This is a genomic window from Sulfurimonas sp., assembly GCF_041563035.1.
In the GTDB taxonomy this organism is placed as follows: Bacteria; Campylobacterota; Campylobacteria; order Campylobacterales; family Sulfurimonadaceae; genus Sulfurimonas.
The window spans coordinates 1-19,869 of record NZ_JBFFNS010000010.1 but is presented as its reverse complement, the minus strand read 5'-3'; the positions used below and the strand labels follow the sequence as shown (position 1 = coordinate 19,869).

Below are 19,869 nucleotides of genomic sequence, written 5' to 3'. Positions count from 1 at the left end.
AAGGCTTTAAAGTGTCAAATAACAAAAGTATAAAAGCAGTTTTTTTATTAAACTATATCATTCTATTCTCCGGCATAGCATTTAGTCTATACTACGCACATAACCTTTTTCTGAACCTAAAAGAAAAATCTGCAAATCAAAATCTTCTCGCTATTAATAAGCTTAGTGCCAAAGGTGTGAATACACATCTTGAGTATGTTTCTAACAGTGTTAAAACACTTGGGGATAGTTATAAAAAGCTTTATGAACAGAAGTATGAACACATAAAGAACAAACCAATACATGAACATAAGTATATAAAAAATGAGCAGATTACTTTCTTTAATGACTTTACAGATCAAAAAGATTTTACATTTCAATCAGACCATGTATCAATGATACTATCAAATCTAAACCAAGACAAAGAAGCCATAGGTAAAGAACTAAATATCTTCCATCAGCTCACACCTGCTCTTGAATCACTTCACAACTCTTTTCATTTTTCATGGGTTTACATAACAACAGCCAATGATTTTATGCTTATATACCCTTACGTTCCTTATGTAAATGCAAGTGATATATATAAACCAACCCAGCAACACTTCTACAAAGCAGCAAATTTTGCACAAAAAAGTATTGGATGGGAAGAGCCATACAACGATATAGCCGGAGCAGGGGTTTTAATTACAGCTTCATACCCAATATATGATAAGGATGAAAAGCTTCTAGGAGTAGCATCTCATGATATAACTGTCAATAAAGTTGCTGAGTCTATTTTAAATGAAACAACTATGCATAAAGGAAGTATCTCATTTTTGATATCTAAGCAAGGCAGGGTTATATCATCTACGAATCTAGAACAGATGCAAGAGATGCAAAAACAAAATAAACAAGAATATAAAGGTAATTTTTACTATAGAACAATTAAAAATGCAAAAGAAAATGGACTAAATGATATTAAGGTGTCAGCTCATGAGTATCTAAACGAACTAGGTGACGAAATTATTTCTACGATAAAGCCCGTAAAAGATGTAAATACTATTTTATGGAACAGTTCTATAGATTTTTTTCATGATAAGTTGCTTCTAGTATCGCAAATTCCGGCAACTGAATGGATACTGGTATCATGTGTACCTAAAGAGAGTATTGTTGACGAAACTAGATCTATTTTTTATCAAACGCTATTAATATTATCTATTTTTATTACAACACTATTTATATTTAGCGGTATTTTAACAATGAGACACCTCATAGCACCACTAGATATAATCAATAAAGCCTCTAAAAGCTTTGGTGATGGCTACACTGATGTAAAAGTTCAATACTCAAATATGAATCTATTAAAAACTCTTTTTGATACTTTTAATATTATGGTTGAAAAAGTAAAGTTTAACCAACAACTGCTTGAAGAAAAAGTTTACGAGAGAACTGCAAAGTTACAAAAAGAGATCAACAGAAGAAAAACAATAGAGGAAGAACTTAGAAAGATATCACGTACAGATGCTCTTACTGGCATCTGGAATAGGAGATACTTCTTTGAGATGCTTGATAGAGAGATAAGCCGTTCTCAACGTTATGATATAAAGATGTCTCTTTTGATGATAGATATTGATCTGTTTAAAAATATAAACGATACCTGGGGTCATGACATTGGAGATAAAGCTATTAAACATGTGGTTGATATAATAAACTCAAATGTGCGTAAAGAAAATATATTTAGCCGTCTTGGGGGAGAAGAGTTTGGAATTATTTTGATTGAGACTAAAGCACCATATACACCACAAAGTATTTCAGAGCGAATTAGAAAAAGTATTGAAGCATCTCCATTGATTGTTGATAAAGAATCAATAAAGATTACAGTAAGCATCGGAATAGCAAACATAATGGATAACGACACAGCAAACACATTATATGTACGTTCAGATAGAGCTCTTTATTTAGCTAAAGAAAATGGACGAAATAGGGTTGAAGAAGTTTAAAAAAAGTGTAAGTTGGTGACCCCGAGGAGAATTGAACTCCTGTAACATGGATGAAAACCATGGATCCTAACCGCTAGACGACGGGGCCACATAGGACAGCTTGTTTAACTGAGCCGAAATTATATAGATCTATGTCTTAATAAATCCTTAAAATATCGAAACTCAGCAAAATTTACTGTTGGTTACTCGTAGAAACCTCTAAGAGCTCTAATTATAACAGCATTTTTAGAGATGCTTTCAGCTTTTGCATTGTCATTTACTAAATCATAAAGATCTAAAGGAAGAGAAATAGAGAACGTTTTAGTCTCAATTTTTCTTTTTTTAGAAATCATAGCAGTAACACTAGTTAAAAGTTCAATAATCTTTTTAGTATCAATAGGTTTTTGAATGAAACTGTTTACACCAACTTCAATAGACTCAGAAATTTTTTCAATGTCGTTACTTGCAGAAATAACAATAATGATTTGAGTAGGGTTGATTTCACGAATTCTACGAGACAATTCAATACCGTCCATACCAGCCATAACTATATCTACAAAAACAACATCAGGTTTAACTCTGTTATATGTGCTTAGTGCTTCATCACCATTAAAACATGAGAAAACATCAGAGAAAAAGTTTTTAAATGTAGAGCTTAACAGCTCATTTGTTACTTTTTCATCTTCAACTATCATCGCCGTCAATTTTTTTGTCTGTCCAGTTAACTGAACTAAATCAATATTTGCCATATTAATTCCTTCTGTGTTAAATATTGATAACATTATACAGATATTTCAGTAACAAATGAAGTAATTTCACAATTTAAAAAAACAGAAAAAGAGTAAAAGTGCTTAGAATAGGCTATTTAGCGATTTATTTGAATTGTTGTAAAATATTAAATTTCCTTTTAACAGCTAACTAAATATCATATTTTTTGAATTTTTCAAGCCATTGGGTGTCTGGTTCTTTAGATTCTTCCTTTTGATTTAATAGAGAATCTATGATACTTATTAGTGTTTTTTCATCCATAAATTCTAATAAGTCAGGGTTAATCGATGTTGTATTTTCATCATCATACGAATTTAGAAGATTTTGGATGTCTTCTATTAGTTGTTCTTTTGTTGAATTCATATATTACTCCAGGCGCTATCAAAATTCATAGCTTTATATTGTATATCATTTGTAAGTTTGACCAATCCAACTTTATTCATAATCAACTTGGCTTTTTTTGGCCAAGTCTCTCTATAGTTAAAAGAATGCGGATGACCACCTATTTTCGATATAAACTCCATATTTACCTTTTTAGTAAAAAGAACTTCTATACCATGCTTATCCACTAGTTCATCAAGCCATATCCTAGCTTCTTTAAAAACCTTTACATTAGAGCTATCTATTATCCATCTAGTAGCAAAATCATTGAAGCAGGCTTTATGTGCACTATGTTTAAGGCTTTGGTCATAAGTAAGAAGTTCTAGTTTATCTGTTGTTCCTGCATAAGGGGCAGGTCTATAGTCTCTTTTTAAACTTTTTGGTCTCTTTTTCCATGTTAAATCAGCTTTTGAGTGTTTATTTATCTCATTTGGATCAAAAATAACTCTTTGTTTTGATTTAGAGTAGGGTAGATATAGTCTAGGAAGTTCCTTATCACTTTTAAAGGCTCCTAAACTAAGAATGTTTCCTGTAATTTGTGCAACATATCCTCTTCCATATCCAGATTCAAGTCCTGCAATTGCTAGTATTGCAGCTGGAGGAAGTTTGTGCTTTTTGGCTACATCAATAGCTTCCAAACAGTTGTCTTTATAGAAATCTTTAACATGGTTATATTTTCTAAAACTGAACTCATTTGCAAAAAGTGTAGAGGTACTAAATATTAGTATTAATGCAAATAGTAATTTTACAGTAGGCATATTATTTATATTCCTGAAGTAAGATATATATTGGTTAACATAATGTAAATTCTCTTGAAAGTATCAATCTCTGCTCTACTTAATGAGTGGAGACTTAGAAACTGCTGTCTTAATTTCTTCTATATCTAAATCACCTTCGATGCTTAGTTCTACATTACCATCTTCACCGCTGATATTCATATCTTTAATCTTCTCTTTTGATTCATCACTCATGCAGTCACATTTACCAGTCTGGCATCTCTCAATCATATCTACTACGTTTTGCTTTTCTACAGCTCCACTAAATGTAATCTTTACACCATTATGCTGTGCTGTAACATTTGCTTTTTTCATTTATATTCCATATATTTTATTGATATTAATTAGTATAATTATTTAAATAGGTACAGCTATAAGCCGAGTTTTGTTTTGATAGCATTAATCTACTTTACTATTCACATAGTATCTCTAGCGAAACAGTAGCAATATAAGACGCTGACCATCTGTTTCTTGCTGCCATGTTGGGTTTACAAGCTCTCTATGTTGTCATAAAGACTGGTGGGCTCTTACTCCACCCTTTCACCGTTACCACATTACTGTGGCAGTCTACTCTCTGTTGCACTTTCCCTCGTATTACTACGGCCATTAGTTAAATGGAACACTGTCTTATAGCAGCTCGGACTTTCCTCTTGCGATTAAACAAGTCACTATCTGCTGTACCTGTGAAATAGTACAAAAAACTTCCTTTAAATCAGTTTTTTCAATATAAGAACATATGTTCATTAAAGAGAAAATACATGTGAACAATCGTTCTTATTGACATAAGCTTATATTAACGAGTGTTCATATATAATACTCTTAAAGTTAACATCTGTTCACTAAATTAAAAAGGTTGATAATGCCCGAAAATACAATACCTCACAAGAGAACCGGAACAAAACAAAAGATACTAAAAGTATCAACTACCCTATTCTCTGAGCTTGGATATAAAGGTACAAGCGTTAGAAAAATAGCAAAAGAAGTAGGAATTAGAGAGAGTGCAATATATAATCACTACAAAAGTAAAGAAGAGATATTTTTAGAGGTTGCTAAGGGTATTTTTAGCTCACCTTTTTCTAAAAATGAACCAGATATAAAAGAGTCTGCAATGAAAGGAAAAGCTTTTTTGCAAAACTTTACTATGCAATATAAGCTTCTTACATTCGATAAGAGCAACGAGAACATGTTTAGACTACTCATGATAGAGCTTTTCCAAAACAAAGAGCTTAGAGAGCAGTTTATGAGTGAATTTCACGATAAGAATGTAAAGATGCTTTCAGAAGCATTCTTTATTATGATGCAGAATTCACTTATACGTTCACAAGATCCTATGATGATATCTTATGAGTTTCTATCCACCCTGTTCTACATGAGACTTCAAGTTACGCTTATGAGGTTTGATAATGATTCAACAACTGCTGTTTCAACTCAGTTTGAAAAGCACGTTGAGTTCTTTTGGGAAAGCATTAGAGTGTAATACTAATTAATATTACACAAAGAGTTTAAAAAAGGACAGCCTATTATAGGCTATCCTTTAAAATACGCTAATTAAGCCATAGCTTCTTTAGCGTATTTTTCACCAAGCTCATAAGCAGTTTTATTTACTTCGTGAACTTTAGCAGGCACTTTTGAAAGCATTGTAGCAATAAGAGTATCTTTATCAATAGCATTCATCATAGTATTCGCAATTGCAAGAGCCACAACAGATTGAGTAATTACATTACCAACCTCTTCCTTAGCAATTGTAATAATTGGAATCTCATGTATATTCCACGTTTTTCTATCTTCATCAGTTGGATGCACCAAGTTAGGATCAACAACAATTGTTCCGCCCTTTTGAACACCATTTTTAAATGAGTTATAAGAAACGTCAGCAACTGAAAGCATGAAACCAATTTCACCATCATTTGCATATGGATAGTAGATTTCTTCATCATCAAGTTGAATATCAACAACAGTAGGTCCACCACGTACTTGTGATGTATATGTTGCAGTTTTTAGTCCATGACCACCTGTTTTAATTTTTGCTGCTGCAAAAATCTCACCAGCAAGAAGAACACCTTGTCCACCAACACCTGTAAATCTCATTAATGTTTTACTCATTGTGTCTCCTTATATTTTTTTAGCGAAGTCATCTTGAGTGATTACTTTTCTTTCACCCTGATGTACTTTTTGAATCTCAGCATACATTTCACAATACTCATCAGCTTCTAGATCTTGTTTTAAGATACCAGTAGGAAGTATGTTAAGTTGCTCTTCTGGAGTCATTGCGTCGTATTTCTTCTTAGGAGCAGTAATACTATCAATCCACTCAAGGTTTTCCATAGCAGAAACCATTTTATTTTTTCTACCAAGGTTAATATGACAGTTAGAAAGTACTTCAGCCATTGAAAAACCTTTGTGCTCCATTGCTTTAATAAGCATTTTTTCTAACTTTTTAGGGTCCAGCATACTTTCACGAGCAACAAAAGAAGCTCCAGCAGCGATTGCTAAATTACATGTATCAAAAGTTGGATCAATATTACCAGCTTTTTGAGAAACTGTCCACATACCTTTTGGTGTAGTTGGAGAAGTTTGTGAATTAGTTAAACCATAGATAAAGTTGTTGATAATAATCATAGTCATATCTATATTTCTTCTACAACCATGAATAGTATGATTACCACCAATAGCAAGTGCATCACCATCACCAGCAACACAGATAACCATTTTGTCTGGTCTTGCTAACTTGATACCAGTTGCATAAGCTATAGTTCTACCGTGAGTTGTATGAACTGTATTAAAGTCAACATAAGAAGAAAATCTTCCTGAACATCCTATTCCTGAAACAACACATACATCGTCTTGATTAACACCCATCTTTTCAATTGCTCTAACGAAAGCTTTAAGGATAACGCCATCACCACAACCCCAACACCATAGTGTTGGCATTTTTTCAAGTCTTAAATATTTATCATAATTAAATGCCATTTTATAACTCCTTTACTTTATTTACAATCTCATATGGAGATATAGGTCTACCATTTACTTTGAAAAGACCTTCTATGTCAAGTCTCGCAGCTGCTCTTTGAATCTCACTATGGTATTGACCAATGTTTAACTCAACAACTAAAACTTTTTCAATTTTATCAGTATGTTCTTTTATTTTTGCTGCTGGAGAAGGCCAGATAGTAATTGGTCTAAATAAACCAGCTTTAACACCCTCTTTTCTTAAGTGTCTAATTGACTCTTTAGCAGCTAGTGATACAGAACCATAAGCTACGATCATTACTTCAGCATCATCCATCATAAACTCTTCATAAGATTCAACTTCATCTTCATGTAGTGCCACTTTATCTTCTAATCTTTGAATTAGTTTTCTACAAGTCTCAATCTCTTCAGTTGGATAACCGTTTTTATCGTGGTGAAGACCTGTGAAGTGATATCTGTAACCTTCATACATAGGGTTAAGAACTGCCGGCTGATCATGTTCACACTCATATGGAAAATATTCTTCAGCTGGACCATCGAATCTTTTTCTTGGAACTATTCCAGCTTCAACTTCTTCAACAGTTGGAAGATCAGCCTTACCGTGCATGTGACCAATAGTCTCATCCAATAAAACAATAACTGGTTGCATAAATCTATCTGCAATATTGAAAGCTCTTACAACTTCAGTATAGCACTCAGCTAATGAACCTGCACATAATGTAATTGATTTATAATCACCATGTGATGGGTTTTTAGACTGAAGAATATCACCTTGAGATACACGAGTAGGAAGACCAGTTGATGGACCACCACGCATAACATTTACACAAACTAAAGGTACTTCTGCCATTTGAGCTAAACCTAACTGTTCAGCCTTAAGTGACATACCAGGACCTGAAGTCGCAGTTAGTGCACGTTGACCAACCATAGCTGCACCTATAACAGCACAGATACCACCTATTTCATCTTCCATTTGGATTGCTACTCCGCCTTTTTTTGGTAAAAGGTCAGAAATAACATGCATTACTTCACTTGATGGTGTTAATGGATAACCACCAAAAAACATACAGCCTGCATCAACAGCTGCAATAGCAGCTAATTCATTTCCTGTAGATATTACTTCTCTAGTTGCCATTATTTAGCTCCTTGGTTTAGTGACATATAATTGTTTGCAATAATTGCTGCTTGGCGTTCTTTAGCGTCGTCAGTAAGTTTTGCAAAGCTAAATCCAGCCGCTTTATATTCTTGCTTATCTGCTACATAAATAGCAAAATCAGGACATGTAAGTTCACACTCATTACATCCGATACAAGATTCTGGATGATCGATAGAGATCATAGCACCTAGTGTTGATGTAGACTCATATTTCATACCAAGTACACCTGATGGACACACTGATACACAGATATCACATGCTTTACAGTTACTAGTATTTACCCATACAGGTTGGTTGCCCGGGTTTTGTGTTTTAAAAGTTCCCATTTATTCTCCTATTATTAAAGTACAAATTTAATTTATACTTTACTCTTTATCAACAAAGAGTAGCTAAGTTTTTATAATTTAAATCTAAATTGTGCTAATAGCGCTTCGTAATATAACTTTTTGTTACATTACGAGGCTCACACAAGAGTTAAATTACCTAGCTAAAACCTCTGCAATCGCCTTACCAATTTCTGCCGGAGAAACAACAACTTTTACACCCGCAGCTTCAAGTGCTTCCATTTTCTCTTTTGCAGTACCTGCACTACCACTAACTATAGCACCAGCATGACCCATAGTTTTACCTTTAGGTGCAGTTTGACCAGCGATAAATGCTACAACTGGCTTAGTGATTTGTTCTTTTATTAGTTTTGCGGCTTGAATCTCAAGATCTCCGCCAATTTCACCAATCATAACGATTGCATGAGTATCTGGATCTGCTTCAAACATTGGTAATATTTGGTTATATGAAAGCCCAATAATAGGATCTCCACCAATACCAACTGCAGTGGAAATACCGTAACCTTCATTACATACTTGGTTTGCACCTTCATATGTTAATGTGCCAGATTTTGATATAAGACCTACATTGCCTTTTTTGAAAATCATACCAGGCATAATTCCAATTTTACACTCTTCAGCAGTGATAATACCAGGGCAGTTCGGTCCAATAGTTTTCATACCGTGCTTAGTAGCATGAGCTTTAGCCATTTGCATATCTTTAACTGGAGCACCTTCTGTAATAATTACAGCAAGCTCAATTCCAGCTTCAGCAGCTTCTAATACAGCATCTGCAACGAATGCAGGTGGAACAAAAATCATTGAAACTGTAGCATTAGTAGCAGTAACAGCTTGTTTTACTGTATTAAATACAGGCTTACCTAAATGCTCTTGTCCACCTTTGTTTGGTGTAACACCACCAACAATATTTGTACCATAGTCTAGACATTGTTCTGCATGAAAAGAACCCTCTTTTCCTGTAAAACCTTGAACGATTACTTTTGTATCTTTATTTACTAAAATTGACATTTAAATTATTCTCCTTTCGCTGCGGCTACTGCTTTTGCAGCACCATCACCCAAGTCACTACCAACTATTAGGTTAGGGATATTTGCATTTTTAAGAATTTCTGCAGCCTCTGGAGCATTAGTTCCATCAAGACGTACAATAACAGGTACATTAACATCAGTAATCTTAGTTGCCTCAATAATACCGTTAGCAATACGATCACAACGAACTATTCCACCAAAAATATTTACAAATATAGCTTTTACTTTTGGATTTTTAAGAATAATCTCAAAACCTTTAGCAACAGTTTCAGCATTTGCACTACCACCAACATCAAGGAAGTTAGCAGGAGTACCACCCATATAATTAATAGTATCCATAGTACCCATAGCAAGACCGGCACCATTTACCATACAACCGATTTCACCATCTAAAGCAACGTAAGAAAGACCGTATTGAGCTGCTTCTCTTTCATCTTCATCTTCTTCAGTGATATCACGCATAGCTGCAATTTCTGGTTGACGACCTAGAGCTGAATTATCAAACCCCATTTTTCCATCAAGTGCTATGAACTCACCCTTACCTGTTTTTACAAGTGGATTGATTTCAATCATCTCAGCATCAGTTTCCATATAAAGCTTGAAAAGCTTATGTGCAAATTTAATAACATTTTTTTGCTCGTCAATATCTGTAAGACCAAGACCAAATGCTAGCTCACGACCGTGAAAACTTTGAAAACCTATCGCTGGATCAACAGGTATAGTAACAATTTTTTCCGGTGTTTTTTCAGCAACATCTTCAATATTCATACCACCTTCAGTAGATGCCATAATTAAAGGCATTTCAGAAGCACGATCAAGAACAACAGAAAGATATAATTCAGATTTAATATCTGCACCATCTTCTATATATAGTTTTCTAACCAACTTACCTTCAGGACCTGTCTGGTGAGTAACTAAAGTCATTCCAAGAATTTCATTAGATAAAGCTTCAACTTCTTCTAAAGATTTAGCAAGTTTCACCCCACCACCTAAACCACGGCCACCGGCATGGATTTGAGCTTTAACAACCCAAATAGGTCCACCTAATTGTTCAGCAGCAGTAACTGCTTCTTTAACACTTTCTGCCATAATACCTTTTGGTGTAGGTACTCCATACTTCTTGAAAATCTGTTTTGCTTGATATTCATGTATATTCATTTATTCTCCTTGTTTTAAGTTGGAAGCTATTTAACTTCGTATTGTGCGCGACCTATTTTGTATAAATCAGCACCATATGTATCATTAACCACAGTCACGGGAAAGTCTACTACTTCTAGTTTTCTAACTGCTTCTGGACCAAGCTCCTCATAAGCAATAACTTCTGCACTCTTAATCTGTTTACCCAATAATGCACCAGCTCCGCCAGTAGCACCAAAATATACAGCTTTATGTTCTTCACAAGCGTCTGTAACATCTTTATTTCTTTTACCTTTACCTATCATTCCCTTTAAACCCTCAGCAATTAAGCGTGGTGAGTAAGAATCCATACGGTAAGATGTAGTGGGACCAGCACTTCCAATAGGATCGCCCGGTTTAGGTGGTGTTGGACCAACAAAATATATTACAGCACCTTTAATATCAAAAGGAAGTTCTTTACCTTCATCAAGTAAGTCAACCAATCTTTTGTGTGCTGCATCTCTCGCAGTATAAATAATACCACTCAAATACACAATATCACCACTGTGTAACTCTGAAACAGTTTCATCACTTAGTGGAGTTGTTAAATGATATGTTTTACTCATAGTTTTCCTTTTATATAGTGATATGCGTATGACGTGAACTATGGCATTGTACATTTACCGAAACAGGTAAAGAAGCAATGTGACACGGATTTGATTCAATATGCACAGCTAAAACAGTCTCTGTTCCACCCATCCCCATAGTACCAATTCCAAGTTTATTAAGCTCTAGCTTAATTGTGTCTTCCAGCTCAGCCATTTCAGGATCTTCATTTACAGAACCTATGTTACGAAATAGCGCATGTTTAGAACTAATTACAGCTTTTTCAAATGTCCCGCCGATTCCAACACCTACAGTAAGTGGCGGACAAGGATTTGGTCCAGCATCTGAGATACACTCTCTAACATAATCAATTACACCCTGCTTACCAGCAGCCGGTGGAAAAACTCTAGCACGCGACACATTCTCGCTACCACCGCCTTTTGCAGCGTACTCAATATCTATCTTATCACCCTCAACTATATCAAGATGAATTATTGCCGGTAAGTTATAACCTATAGTGTCTTTATTGTTAGCGCGAGTAAAAGGATGACAAGTAGAAGCTCTTAAATAACCCTCAACGTAACCTTTTTCTGTACCTTCATTGATAGCATCTTTTAAAAGACCGCCAACAACTTTAACATCAGCACCAATTTTTACAAAGAAAACTGCAAGTCCTGTATCTTGACATAATGGACGAGCTTCACTACTTGCAATATCAGCATTCTTTAAAAGTTGTTTTAAAACCTCTTTGCTTACGGGACTTTTCTCGTTCTCATAAGCATCTTGCATTGCTTTTAAAGCATCTTCTGGTAAATTTGAAGCAGAATATACGATTATATCTCTAACATTTTTTACTATTTCTTCATATGCTATTTCACGCATTCGCAATTCCTCTTAGTTAAATATTTAGACTAAATATATTTGAAACATAGTTTAGCACGCTTTTTGTAATACTGTATATTATCTATATTTATTTTTAAACATATGAAAAAGTGTGTAAAATTTACACACTTATAATTTTTGTTTTAGCTCAAAAGGTGTAGAATCTACACAAAAAAATCATTTTCCTTCAAAATGTCAATTCCCTCTCTAATTGAGTCAACTGAGATTTTAAACTTAGCTTTTGTATCTTCATCTAAATCTAACTCGATTATTCTTTCAACTCCATTACTACCAAGAACGACAGGAACACCTACGCACACATCTTTATATCCATACTCGCCGTCAAGCATTACGGAAGATGGCATAACTATTTGACTATCGTCTAACATAGCTTCAACCATAACAGCTATCGCACGACCTGGCGCATAGTATGCTGAAGTGCCCAGATGCTTAACTATCTCAGCTCCACCATCTTTTGTTCTGGCAATAATATCTTCCATGTCCTGTTTTGTAACAATCTGATCTAATGGAACACCGCCAATCGCTGAAATTTCAGGTAGAGGAATCATGTTTTGACCGTGATCGCCAATAAGCATCGCCCTAGTCTGTCCTGAACCATATCCAACTTTTTTATGTATTTGATATGCCATTCTTGCACCATCAAGTGCTCCAGCCATACCAATGATTCTTCTTCTATCCCAGCCTGTCATTTGATGAGCTACATAAGTCATAATATCGAGAGGATTTGATACACAAAGTATGATTGCATCCGGAGAGTATTTCATAACGTTATTAACAACATCTTTCATGATCTTTGCATTTATCATTAACAGATCAGCTCTTGTCATATCACTTTTACGAGGAACACCAGCTGTAATAACAACAATATCACAATCTTTTAAGTCACTAGCATCTACAGCAGCATTTACAATCGTACCTCGTGGCGAGTAACTAGTAGATTGTCCTATATCTATAGCTTTTCCTATTGCAAGATCGCTGTTTATATCATAAAGAACAACTTCATGACATCTCCCTGTCATAGTTAAACTATACGCCGCTGTTGCACCAACAAATCCAGCTCCTACAATGCCTACTTTTCTACCTACCATATATATTTCCTTTATTGTTTAATTTTTATTTGCTTCAAGCCCAAATGTAAATCCGGCGTTAACTTTATCTATAAGTTCAGGTAGCACATCTTCATACTCACCGACGATACCAAAATCAGCATTATGAAAAATTGTCTCTTTCGCGTTGTGATTGATCGCAATAATAGTCTCTGATTCTTTTATTCCGGCAATATGCTGAACAGCACCACTTACGCCAACTGCTACATAAACCTTTGGTCTTACTGTTTTACCTGTTTGTCCAACTTGCCTAGCATACTCAGACAAGCCTTCATCAACTACAGGACGGCTAACCGCCCACTCTGTATTGATTCCTTGTGAATTCAGTGCAGATGCTAAATCTTTAACCAATTGCATACCATCGCTTAAAGCACCTCTTCCACCTGTTATGATTACATCAGCTTCAAATAGTTTTTGTAATCCACCCTCTCCTCTTACTGTCTCAATAATCTCAGTTACAAAATCATCATCTATTAAAACCGGAGTAAAGTTAGAAATACTGCCTTTTCTACCAGCATCAGGAGTTGGAACTTCAAATGTACCTGCACGAGCAGTTGAGATTTGAGGACATACAAATCCTAAAATTGTTGCAAGCTTTGATTCACCATAAGTTGGTCTTCTAGATTCAAGGATAGGAGCAAATATTGTCTTTTTCTTTCTATCAATATGCTCTCCAATTTCTAAAGCTGTACAATCTGCAGTAACACCGCCATGAGTCTTTACCCCAATTCTAGGAGCTAATTCACGACCTGCAGTTGTTGCTGCAAAAAGAGCTATCTCTGGATTTTTATCTTTTATTACTTGTGCAAAAATTGATGCAAACGGTAAAATTCTATATTCTTCGAGTCTTTCGTCATCAACAACTATTACTTCATCACTGCCACAAGATATTAACTCTTTCGCTAAGCCACCTACATCTTTACCGATAAGCAAAGTGATAACTTTAGTATTGTTTCCAAGGTCAGATGCTAGTTTTGCTGCTGGAGTTAAAAGTTCTAAAGAAGGTCTTGAAATTTTTCCATTAACTACTTCTGCCCAAGTTAATATTCCAGAAGCACCATTTCTAAAGTCAACATCTACGAAGCCCTCTGGTCTTTTCTTTTCCTTCGTCTCTTTTTTTTCTTTTTCTTCAACAGTGTTTTTACCTGATTTTATATTCTCTATCAGGCTTTGTACTAATTCTGATTCATTATGACCTACACTCATTTTAATTTGTGCACGTTCACTTTTTATATTTGTTACTTTAGCTACAATAGTAGGAGATCCGCTAAGTCCAATCTTTTCATCACTCAAGTTAATATCATCAATACTAAATACTTTAACTTCTGTACTTCTTGCCTTTACAGTACCACTTAGTGATGGTCTTCTAGGTGAAATACCAGTAGGTGTAAAAGATAGTGCACATGGAAGTGGCAATCTCATGATCTGATATCCACCCTCTATTATTCTTTTTGCTTCTATGTGTCTATCTTTTAGAGTCGCAACTTCTATAAATGTAGCTTGTGGTATTAATAGATTCTCAGCAACTTGAGATGGAACATGGGCAGTATCACCATCACTTGTCTGACGACCTGCTACAACTATGAAATCTTCATTTAAACCTTTTCCAAATCCAAGATGCTTAAGCATAGTAGAGATTGCTAAGCCTGTAGCATATGTATCTGATCCACCAAGTTTTCTATCACTTAACAAGTATGCTTCATCATAGCCCATAGATAATGCCTTTTTCAAAGAGGCTTCAAAAGATGGTGGTCCCATTGAACAGACTATAAGTTTAGCATCTGGATGATCGTGTTTCATTTGAAGTCCAGCTTCTAAAGCAAATCCACAATCTACATTGATAATAGATTTTGCTTTCGTTCTATCCATTAAACCATCGTCACCCATTCTCATTTCCGAAGGCAAAGGAACTTGTTTCATTAAACTAATTATTGTTAAAGACATTTTATATTTCTCCTTGCTCTACATCATATTATAGTCTGGACCATCGCCACCATAAGGTGTAGTCCAAGTAATTCCACTGTTTGGTGATTTAATATCACAAGTTTTACAGTGAACGCAGTTTTCAGCATGAATTCTAAGTGATTTTTCACCACTTTTTTTATCCTTATGAAGCTCATAAACTTCCGCTGGACACAATGAAGCACATGATAAACCGTATTCTTCTATGTTTGATGCTTTAAATTCTTCTTCATTATTTACAACTAAATGAACTGGTTGAACTTCATCATGCATAGCCTTTGAATAATAAACAGTAGTAACTTTATCCAAGACAAGCTCTTTATTGTTCTCTAGCTTATCGCTAAACCTACTTCCAAAAGGTTCCCCAGAGAACTCTTTAATTTTTTTAGTTGCAAGGTAATCAGCTTCAACTTTTGGAACCATTAAACATGCACCACCAGTAACAAGCTGAATACCCATCTTAAGTCCACCGAGAATCATTCCCTCTTGCATAACTGCTCTCATATTTCTAGTTGGATACAATTCTTTATATATAGAACTACTATTAACCAACTCTTCATATCTAGACAATGATTTTTTACTTGTATCGTTATTAACCAATGCTTCAACTGCTGCAGTTGCTGCACAGATACCAGACCTAACAGCTAGATGAACACCCTTCAATCTTGCAGTGTTTAAAAAACTTGCACTATCACCGACAATCATCATATTGTCAGCATAATATTTTGGTACAGAGTTCCATCCACCTTCAGGCAGTGTCTTAGCCCCGGCTTCAATTGGTGATCCACCTTTAAGGATTTTTGAAATGTATGGATGTGTTTTCCAAACTTGCATTGCAGCATGAACATCAAAAGATGGGTCTTTGTAATCAAGTCCAACAACTAATCCAACAGAAACCCTATTCTCAGTCATACCATAGATAAAACCGCCGCCAAACTCTTCTTTATCTTTTAATGGATATCCAAAAGTATGCTTAACTGTTCCAGCTTCTATGCTGCCCTCCGGAACTTTCCATATCTCTTTTACTCCCAAAGAATAAATTTGAGGATTCTTACCGGCATCAAGGTTTAACTTTTCTATTACAGTTTTTACTGCCGAACCTCTAGTGCCTTCTGCAAAAACAGTTATTTTTGCCTCTACAGTTGTACCTTCTTGAAAATTCTTTTGTTTTACGCCATGGTGATCAACACCTGTATCTTTTGTTTTGACGCCGATAACTTTGTTCTCAGTGTCATATAGGACAGAGTCAACTGAAAAACCGGTATATATTTCTACTCCTCTGTCTTCGGCTAAAGTAGCTAAATATTTACAAATTTGCCCCAAAGACCCTAAGTAATTGCCTTCATTGGACATATATGGTGGATGAAATGGAAGTATAAATTCACTTCCGTTATCATTTAATTTTGCTACTTCATCATATGTAACTTTTGAATCAAATGGAATACCATCAAATTCACCTGTAGTTAGAAGTTGCTGAAATACTTGTGGCCTTATAACTGCACCAGAGAGGATGTGTGAACCAATTGAACTGCCCTTTTCTATAAGCATTATTTTCTTGCTTTCACCTTTTTGCTTTAGTTTATCTGCTAAAGCTATTGCTGTTGATAGACCAGCAGGTCCACCACCAACAATAAGTACATCTGTTGAAATATTATCCATTTAACACTCCATTAATTAGATTAATTTTAAAGATTACCTTAAGTAATACCATAAGGTAACAGATATAAAGTTAAATTTAAGTTTGAGCATTAAGCTTAAATAAAATAGGTTTTACATTGTTACATAATGAAACGAAAAAAGTGTATTATAAAGTTACGTTATGAAACAAATATAAGGGAAGTTATTTGTGGGATAGAGCTACCAAAAGTAACTCTATATATTGTTATGCGTAAAAGTTATTTGCATATAGTGCGTCAATAAGTTCTTTAACACTTCCTACTGATTTAGCAAATTTTCTATCTTGATCATCATTTAAATTAGCTTCTATAACTTTTTCAACACCACGAGCACCAATCATTACAGGAACACCACTTACAACATTACTGTAGCCGTACTCACCATCAAGCATTACTGCACATGGATAGATCTGTTTCATATCTGTAAGAACCGCTTCAACCATAAGAGCAGTTGCTTTTGCAGGAGCATAATATGCACTACCATCTTTTAGTAGTCCAACTATCTCAGCTCCACCTTTTTTAGTTTTATCAACAATCTCATTAATCTCATCCCAAGTTAAAAGATCAGTTAAAGGGACACCTGCAACAGTTGAAAACCTTGGTAATGGAACCATATCATCACCGTGACCACCCATTACTGAACATCTTATTTGTCCAGCACCGTAACCTAATTTTTCATATACAAAGTGAGCCATTCTGGCACTATCTAAGATACCTGCCATACCAAGAACTCTACTTCTATCCCAACCAGTCTCTTTTAACGCAACATATACCATAACATCTAATGGATTTGACACAGGAATAATAACAGCATTTGGCGATGAAACTTTTATTACACTCATAACATCTTTCATGATTTGAGCATTCTTAACCAATAAGTCATCTCTACTCATACCAGGAAGTCTTGGACTACCTGCTGTAATTACAACAACATCACAATCTCTTACATCTTCTAGTGTATCTGCAACAGAAATAACTGTATGTTTTCTTGCAGCCTGAGCAGCTTGAGATAAATCTAAAGCCTTCCCTTTTGCCTTGTCAACATCATTAGCTCTTAAAATAACTTCATGGCAAGAGCCACTCATAGCCAAAGAATATGCTACTGACGAACCGACGTTACCTACGCCTACAATTCCTACTCTTTTTCCTCTCATGGTACCCCTTTTGATATTTTATTTAATTCTATAGTAAACAATTAAAGACTATATTATATATCTTTAATCTTTAATTGTTTGCTATATGAGAGTTGAAATTTCAACTCTCATATTAATACTTCTAACTATATTGAGTCAATAATAGCATTAAAAGTAGCAGATGGTCTCATCGCAGCTTCAGCTTTAGCATCATCTGGATGGAAGTAACCACCGATATCTTTTGGACTTCCTTCAGAAGCTAAAAGCTCAGCAATAATTTTATCTTCATTTTCAGTTAAAGCTTTCGCCACTGGAGCAAACTTAGCTGCTAATTCAGCATCAGCACCTTCTGAAAGTGCTTTAGCCCAGTACTGAGCTACGAAGAAGTGAGAAGCTTTGTTGTCAGGCTCACCACATTTACGTGAAGGCTCTTTGTTATTGTCTAGGTAACCGTCATTTGCAACATCTAATGCAGCAGTTAAAGCAGCAAGTTTTGCATCTGAATGTTTGTGACCTAAGAAACGTAAAGACTCAGCTAGAGCTAAGAACTCACCTAAAGAATCCCAACGAAGGTGACCCTCAGCTAAGAATTGGTCAACATGCTTAGGAGCAGATCCACCAGCACCTGTCTCATAAAGACCACCACCAGCTAATAAAGGAACGATTGAAAGCATTTTAGCTGATGTTCCAAGCTCTAAAATTGGGTACATATCAGTTAAGTGGTCACGTAAAACGTTACCAGTTACTGCGATAGTGTTTTTACCTTCACGAACACGAGCATTAGTAAAACGTGTAGCATTAGTAACATTCATGAATTGAATATCTAAACCACTTGTGTCGTGATCAGCAAGGTAAGTTTTAACTTTTTTAATAACTTCTGTATCGTGAGCACGGTTTTCATCTAGCCAAAATATAGCAGGAATGTTTTCAATTCTAGTTCTTTCAACTGTTAAACGAACCCAGTCTTTGATTGGGATATCTTTAGTACGAGACATTCTCCAGATATCACCAGCCTCACACTCAAAACTCATAAGAACACCATCTTCACCTGTTACTGTAACAGTACCAGCTTCAGCTAGTTCGAAAGTTGTTGGGTGAGAACCGTATTCTTCAGCTTTTTGAGCCATAAGACCAATATTTTGCATAGTACCCATTGTTGTCACATCATATTGACCATTTTTAACACAATCAGCTATCATCTCAGCGTGGAACATTCCATAAGTAGAATCAGGAATAACTGCTACACATTCAACTGCAGCACCTGTTCTATCCCATTGTTTACCACCTTCACGAACAACAACTGGCATAGAAGCATCAATAATCACATCGTTTGAGGCATTAAAGTTAGTAGTTCCTTTATCAGAATCAACCATTGCAAGTTTTGGAGAGTCAGACTCAAGTGCTGCTAAAAAATCAGCCTTAATTTCAGCTTCTTTAGCATGACCAGCAATTTTTTTCTCTAAGTCAGACATACCTTGATTTGGTTGAATTTTAAGTTCTGCAAATGTTGTTGCATGTTTAGCAAATACATCTTTGAAGAATACTTGAAAAGCATGACCAAACATAATAGGGTCAGAAATTTTCATCATAGTTGCTTTTAAGTGTAGTGACCATAAAACATCATTTGCTTTTGCATCTTCAATAGTTTTAGCATAGAAAGTTTTTAGTGCAGCAACTGACATAAATGTACCATCAAGAATCTCACCTGCAAGTGCATCAATTGAAGTTAGCTCTTTACCGTTAAGCGCAATTGTTACTTTTTGATCTTTATCTGACGTTACAGATTTTTCATTACCAAAAAAGTCACCATTACCTTCCATGTGAGCTACATATGATTTAGAATTTTCTGGGAATGCACGTAGCTTATGTGGATTTTTCTGAGCAAATTTCTTAACAGCTACTGCAGCACGTCTATCAGAGTTACCTTCACGAAGAACTGGATTAACAGCTGAACCTAAACATGTGCTGTATTTAGCTTGAAGAGCTTTTTCATCAGCATTTGCTGGG

General features: G+C 35.2%; 19 protein-coding genes, 1 tRNA gene and 1 other RNA gene. 2 read left to right on the top strand and 19 right to left on the bottom strand.

What is annotated here, in order from left to right; all coding sequences use genetic code 11:
• Positions 1–11: 11 nt before the first annotated feature.
• Entirely contained in the window at positions 12–1,958 is a 1,947-nt protein-coding gene (locus tag ABZC13_RS07960; RefSeq protein ID WP_373002117.1) for a diguanylate cyclase, read from the top strand.
• A gap of 13 nt (positions 1,959–1,971) precedes the next feature.
• Here ABZC13_RS07960 and ABZC13_RS07955 read toward each other — a convergent pair.
• From ABZC13_RS07955 to rnpB, 6 genes are all read right to left on the bottom strand, one after another.
• A tRNA-Glu gene (locus ABZC13_RS07955) sits at positions 1,972–2,046 on the bottom strand.
• A 94-nt stretch (positions 2,047–2,140) separates the two neighbouring features.
• A complete protein-coding gene (locus ABZC13_RS07950) occupies positions 2,141–2,686 on the bottom strand; it encodes a response regulator transcription factor (protein WP_373002115.1) in 546 nt (181 codons plus the stop codon).
• 169 nt (positions 2,687–2,855) lie between these two features.
• A complete protein-coding gene (locus tag ABZC13_RS07945; protein ID WP_373002113.1) occupies positions 2,856–3,068 on the bottom strand; it encodes a hypothetical protein in 213 nt (70 codons plus the stop codon).
• The gene (locus ABZC13_RS07940) at positions 3,065–3,844 is read right to left on the bottom strand and encodes a glucosaminidase domain-containing protein (protein WP_373002111.1); all 780 of its coding nucleotides are present in this window, start codon (positions 3,842–3,844) and stop codon (positions 3,065–3,067) included. The genes ABZC13_RS07945 and ABZC13_RS07940 overlap by 4 nt, the downstream gene beginning before the upstream one ends.
• A gap of 75 nt (positions 3,845–3,919) precedes the next feature.
• Positions 3,920–4,177, bottom strand: a complete 258-nt coding sequence (locus ABZC13_RS07935; protein ID WP_373002109.1) for a hypothetical protein — start codon at positions 4,175–4,177, stop codon at positions 3,920–3,922.
• A 43-nt stretch (positions 4,178–4,220) separates the two neighbouring features.
• Positions 4,221–4,546: RNase P RNA component class A (rnpB, locus tag ABZC13_RS07930), an RNA gene on the bottom strand.
• 175 nt (positions 4,547–4,721) lie between these two features.
• On the opposite strand from rnpB, the gene ABZC13_RS07925 reads away from it, so the two are divergent.
• Complete coding sequence (locus ABZC13_RS07925) at positions 4,722–5,339, top strand: TetR/AcrR family transcriptional regulator (protein ID WP_373002107.1); 618 nt, start codon at positions 4,722–4,724, stop codon at positions 5,337–5,339.
• Positions 5,340–5,410: 71 nt separating this feature from the next.
• On the opposite strand, the gene ABZC13_RS07920 is transcribed toward ABZC13_RS07925, so the two are convergent.
• The 13 genes from ABZC13_RS07920 to ABZC13_RS07860 all read right to left on the bottom strand — a co-directional run.
• Complete coding sequence (locus tag ABZC13_RS07920) at positions 5,411–5,965, bottom strand: 2-oxoacid:acceptor oxidoreductase family protein (protein WP_373002105.1); 555 nt, start codon at positions 5,963–5,965, stop codon at positions 5,411–5,413.
• Positions 5,966–5,974: 9 nt separating this feature from the next.
• Positions 5,975–6,832, bottom strand: coding sequence for a 2-oxoglutarate ferredoxin oxidoreductase subunit beta (locus ABZC13_RS07915; RefSeq protein ID WP_373002103.1), 858 nt, complete (start codon positions 6,830–6,832; stop codon positions 5,975–5,977).
• A 1-nt stretch (position 6,833) separates the two neighbouring features.
• The gene (locus tag ABZC13_RS07910) at positions 6,834–7,967 is read right to left on the bottom strand and encodes a 2-oxoglutarate synthase subunit alpha (RefSeq protein ID WP_373002101.1); all 1,134 of its coding nucleotides are present in this window, start codon (positions 7,965–7,967) and stop codon (positions 6,834–6,836) included.
• On the bottom strand, positions 7,967–8,314 hold the full coding sequence (locus ABZC13_RS07905) for a 4Fe-4S dicluster domain-containing protein (RefSeq protein ID WP_373002099.1): 348 nt from the start codon (positions 8,312–8,314) through the stop codon (positions 7,967–7,969). Before ABZC13_RS07905 ends, ABZC13_RS07910 begins: the two co-directional genes overlap by 1 nt.
• A 153-nt stretch (positions 8,315–8,467) precedes the next feature.
• Positions 8,468–9,340, bottom strand: coding sequence for a succinate--CoA ligase subunit alpha (sucD, locus tag ABZC13_RS07900; RefSeq protein WP_373002097.1), 873 nt, complete (start codon positions 9,338–9,340; stop codon positions 8,468–8,470).
• A 5-nt stretch (positions 9,341–9,345) separates the two neighbouring features.
• Positions 9,346–10,518, bottom strand: a complete 1,173-nt coding sequence (gene sucC / locus ABZC13_RS07895) for an ADP-forming succinate--CoA ligase subunit beta (protein WP_373002095.1) — start codon at positions 10,516–10,518, stop codon at positions 9,346–9,348.
• 26 nt (positions 10,519–10,544) lie between these two features.
• Positions 10,545–11,102 carry a Fe-S-containing hydro-lyase gene (locus ABZC13_RS07890; protein WP_373002093.1) on the bottom strand — a complete coding sequence of 186 codons (558 nt, stop codon included), beginning with the start codon at positions 11,100–11,102 and terminating at the stop codon, positions 10,545–10,547.
• A gap of 10 nt (positions 11,103–11,112) precedes the next feature.
• Positions 11,113–11,964 (bottom strand): fumarate hydratase, encoded by an 852-nt coding sequence (locus ABZC13_RS07885; RefSeq protein WP_373002091.1) that lies wholly within the window; start codon positions 11,962–11,964, stop codon positions 11,113–11,115.
• Between the two features lie 164 nt (positions 11,965–12,128).
• Entirely contained in the window at positions 12,129–13,073 is a 945-nt protein-coding gene (locus tag ABZC13_RS07880; protein ID WP_373002089.1) for a malate dehydrogenase, read from the bottom strand.
• 18 nt (positions 13,074–13,091) lie between these two features.
• Positions 13,092–15,035, bottom strand: coding sequence for an FAD-binding protein (locus ABZC13_RS07875; RefSeq protein ID WP_373002087.1), 1,944 nt, complete (start codon positions 15,033–15,035; stop codon positions 13,092–13,094).
• Between the two features lie 18 nt (positions 15,036–15,053).
• Positions 15,054–16,712, bottom strand: a complete 1,659-nt coding sequence (locus tag ABZC13_RS07870) for a 4Fe-4S dicluster domain-containing protein (RefSeq protein WP_373002085.1) — start codon at positions 16,710–16,712, stop codon at positions 15,054–15,056.
• 223 nt (positions 16,713–16,935) lie between these two features.
• A complete protein-coding gene (locus ABZC13_RS07865) occupies positions 16,936–17,883 on the bottom strand; it encodes a malate dehydrogenase (protein WP_373002083.1) in 948 nt (315 codons plus the stop codon).
• A gap of 125 nt (positions 17,884–18,008) precedes the next feature.
• On the bottom strand, positions 18,009–19,869 hold a 1,861-nt coding region (locus ABZC13_RS07860), incomplete at its 5' end, for an NADP-dependent isocitrate dehydrogenase (protein ID WP_373002081.1).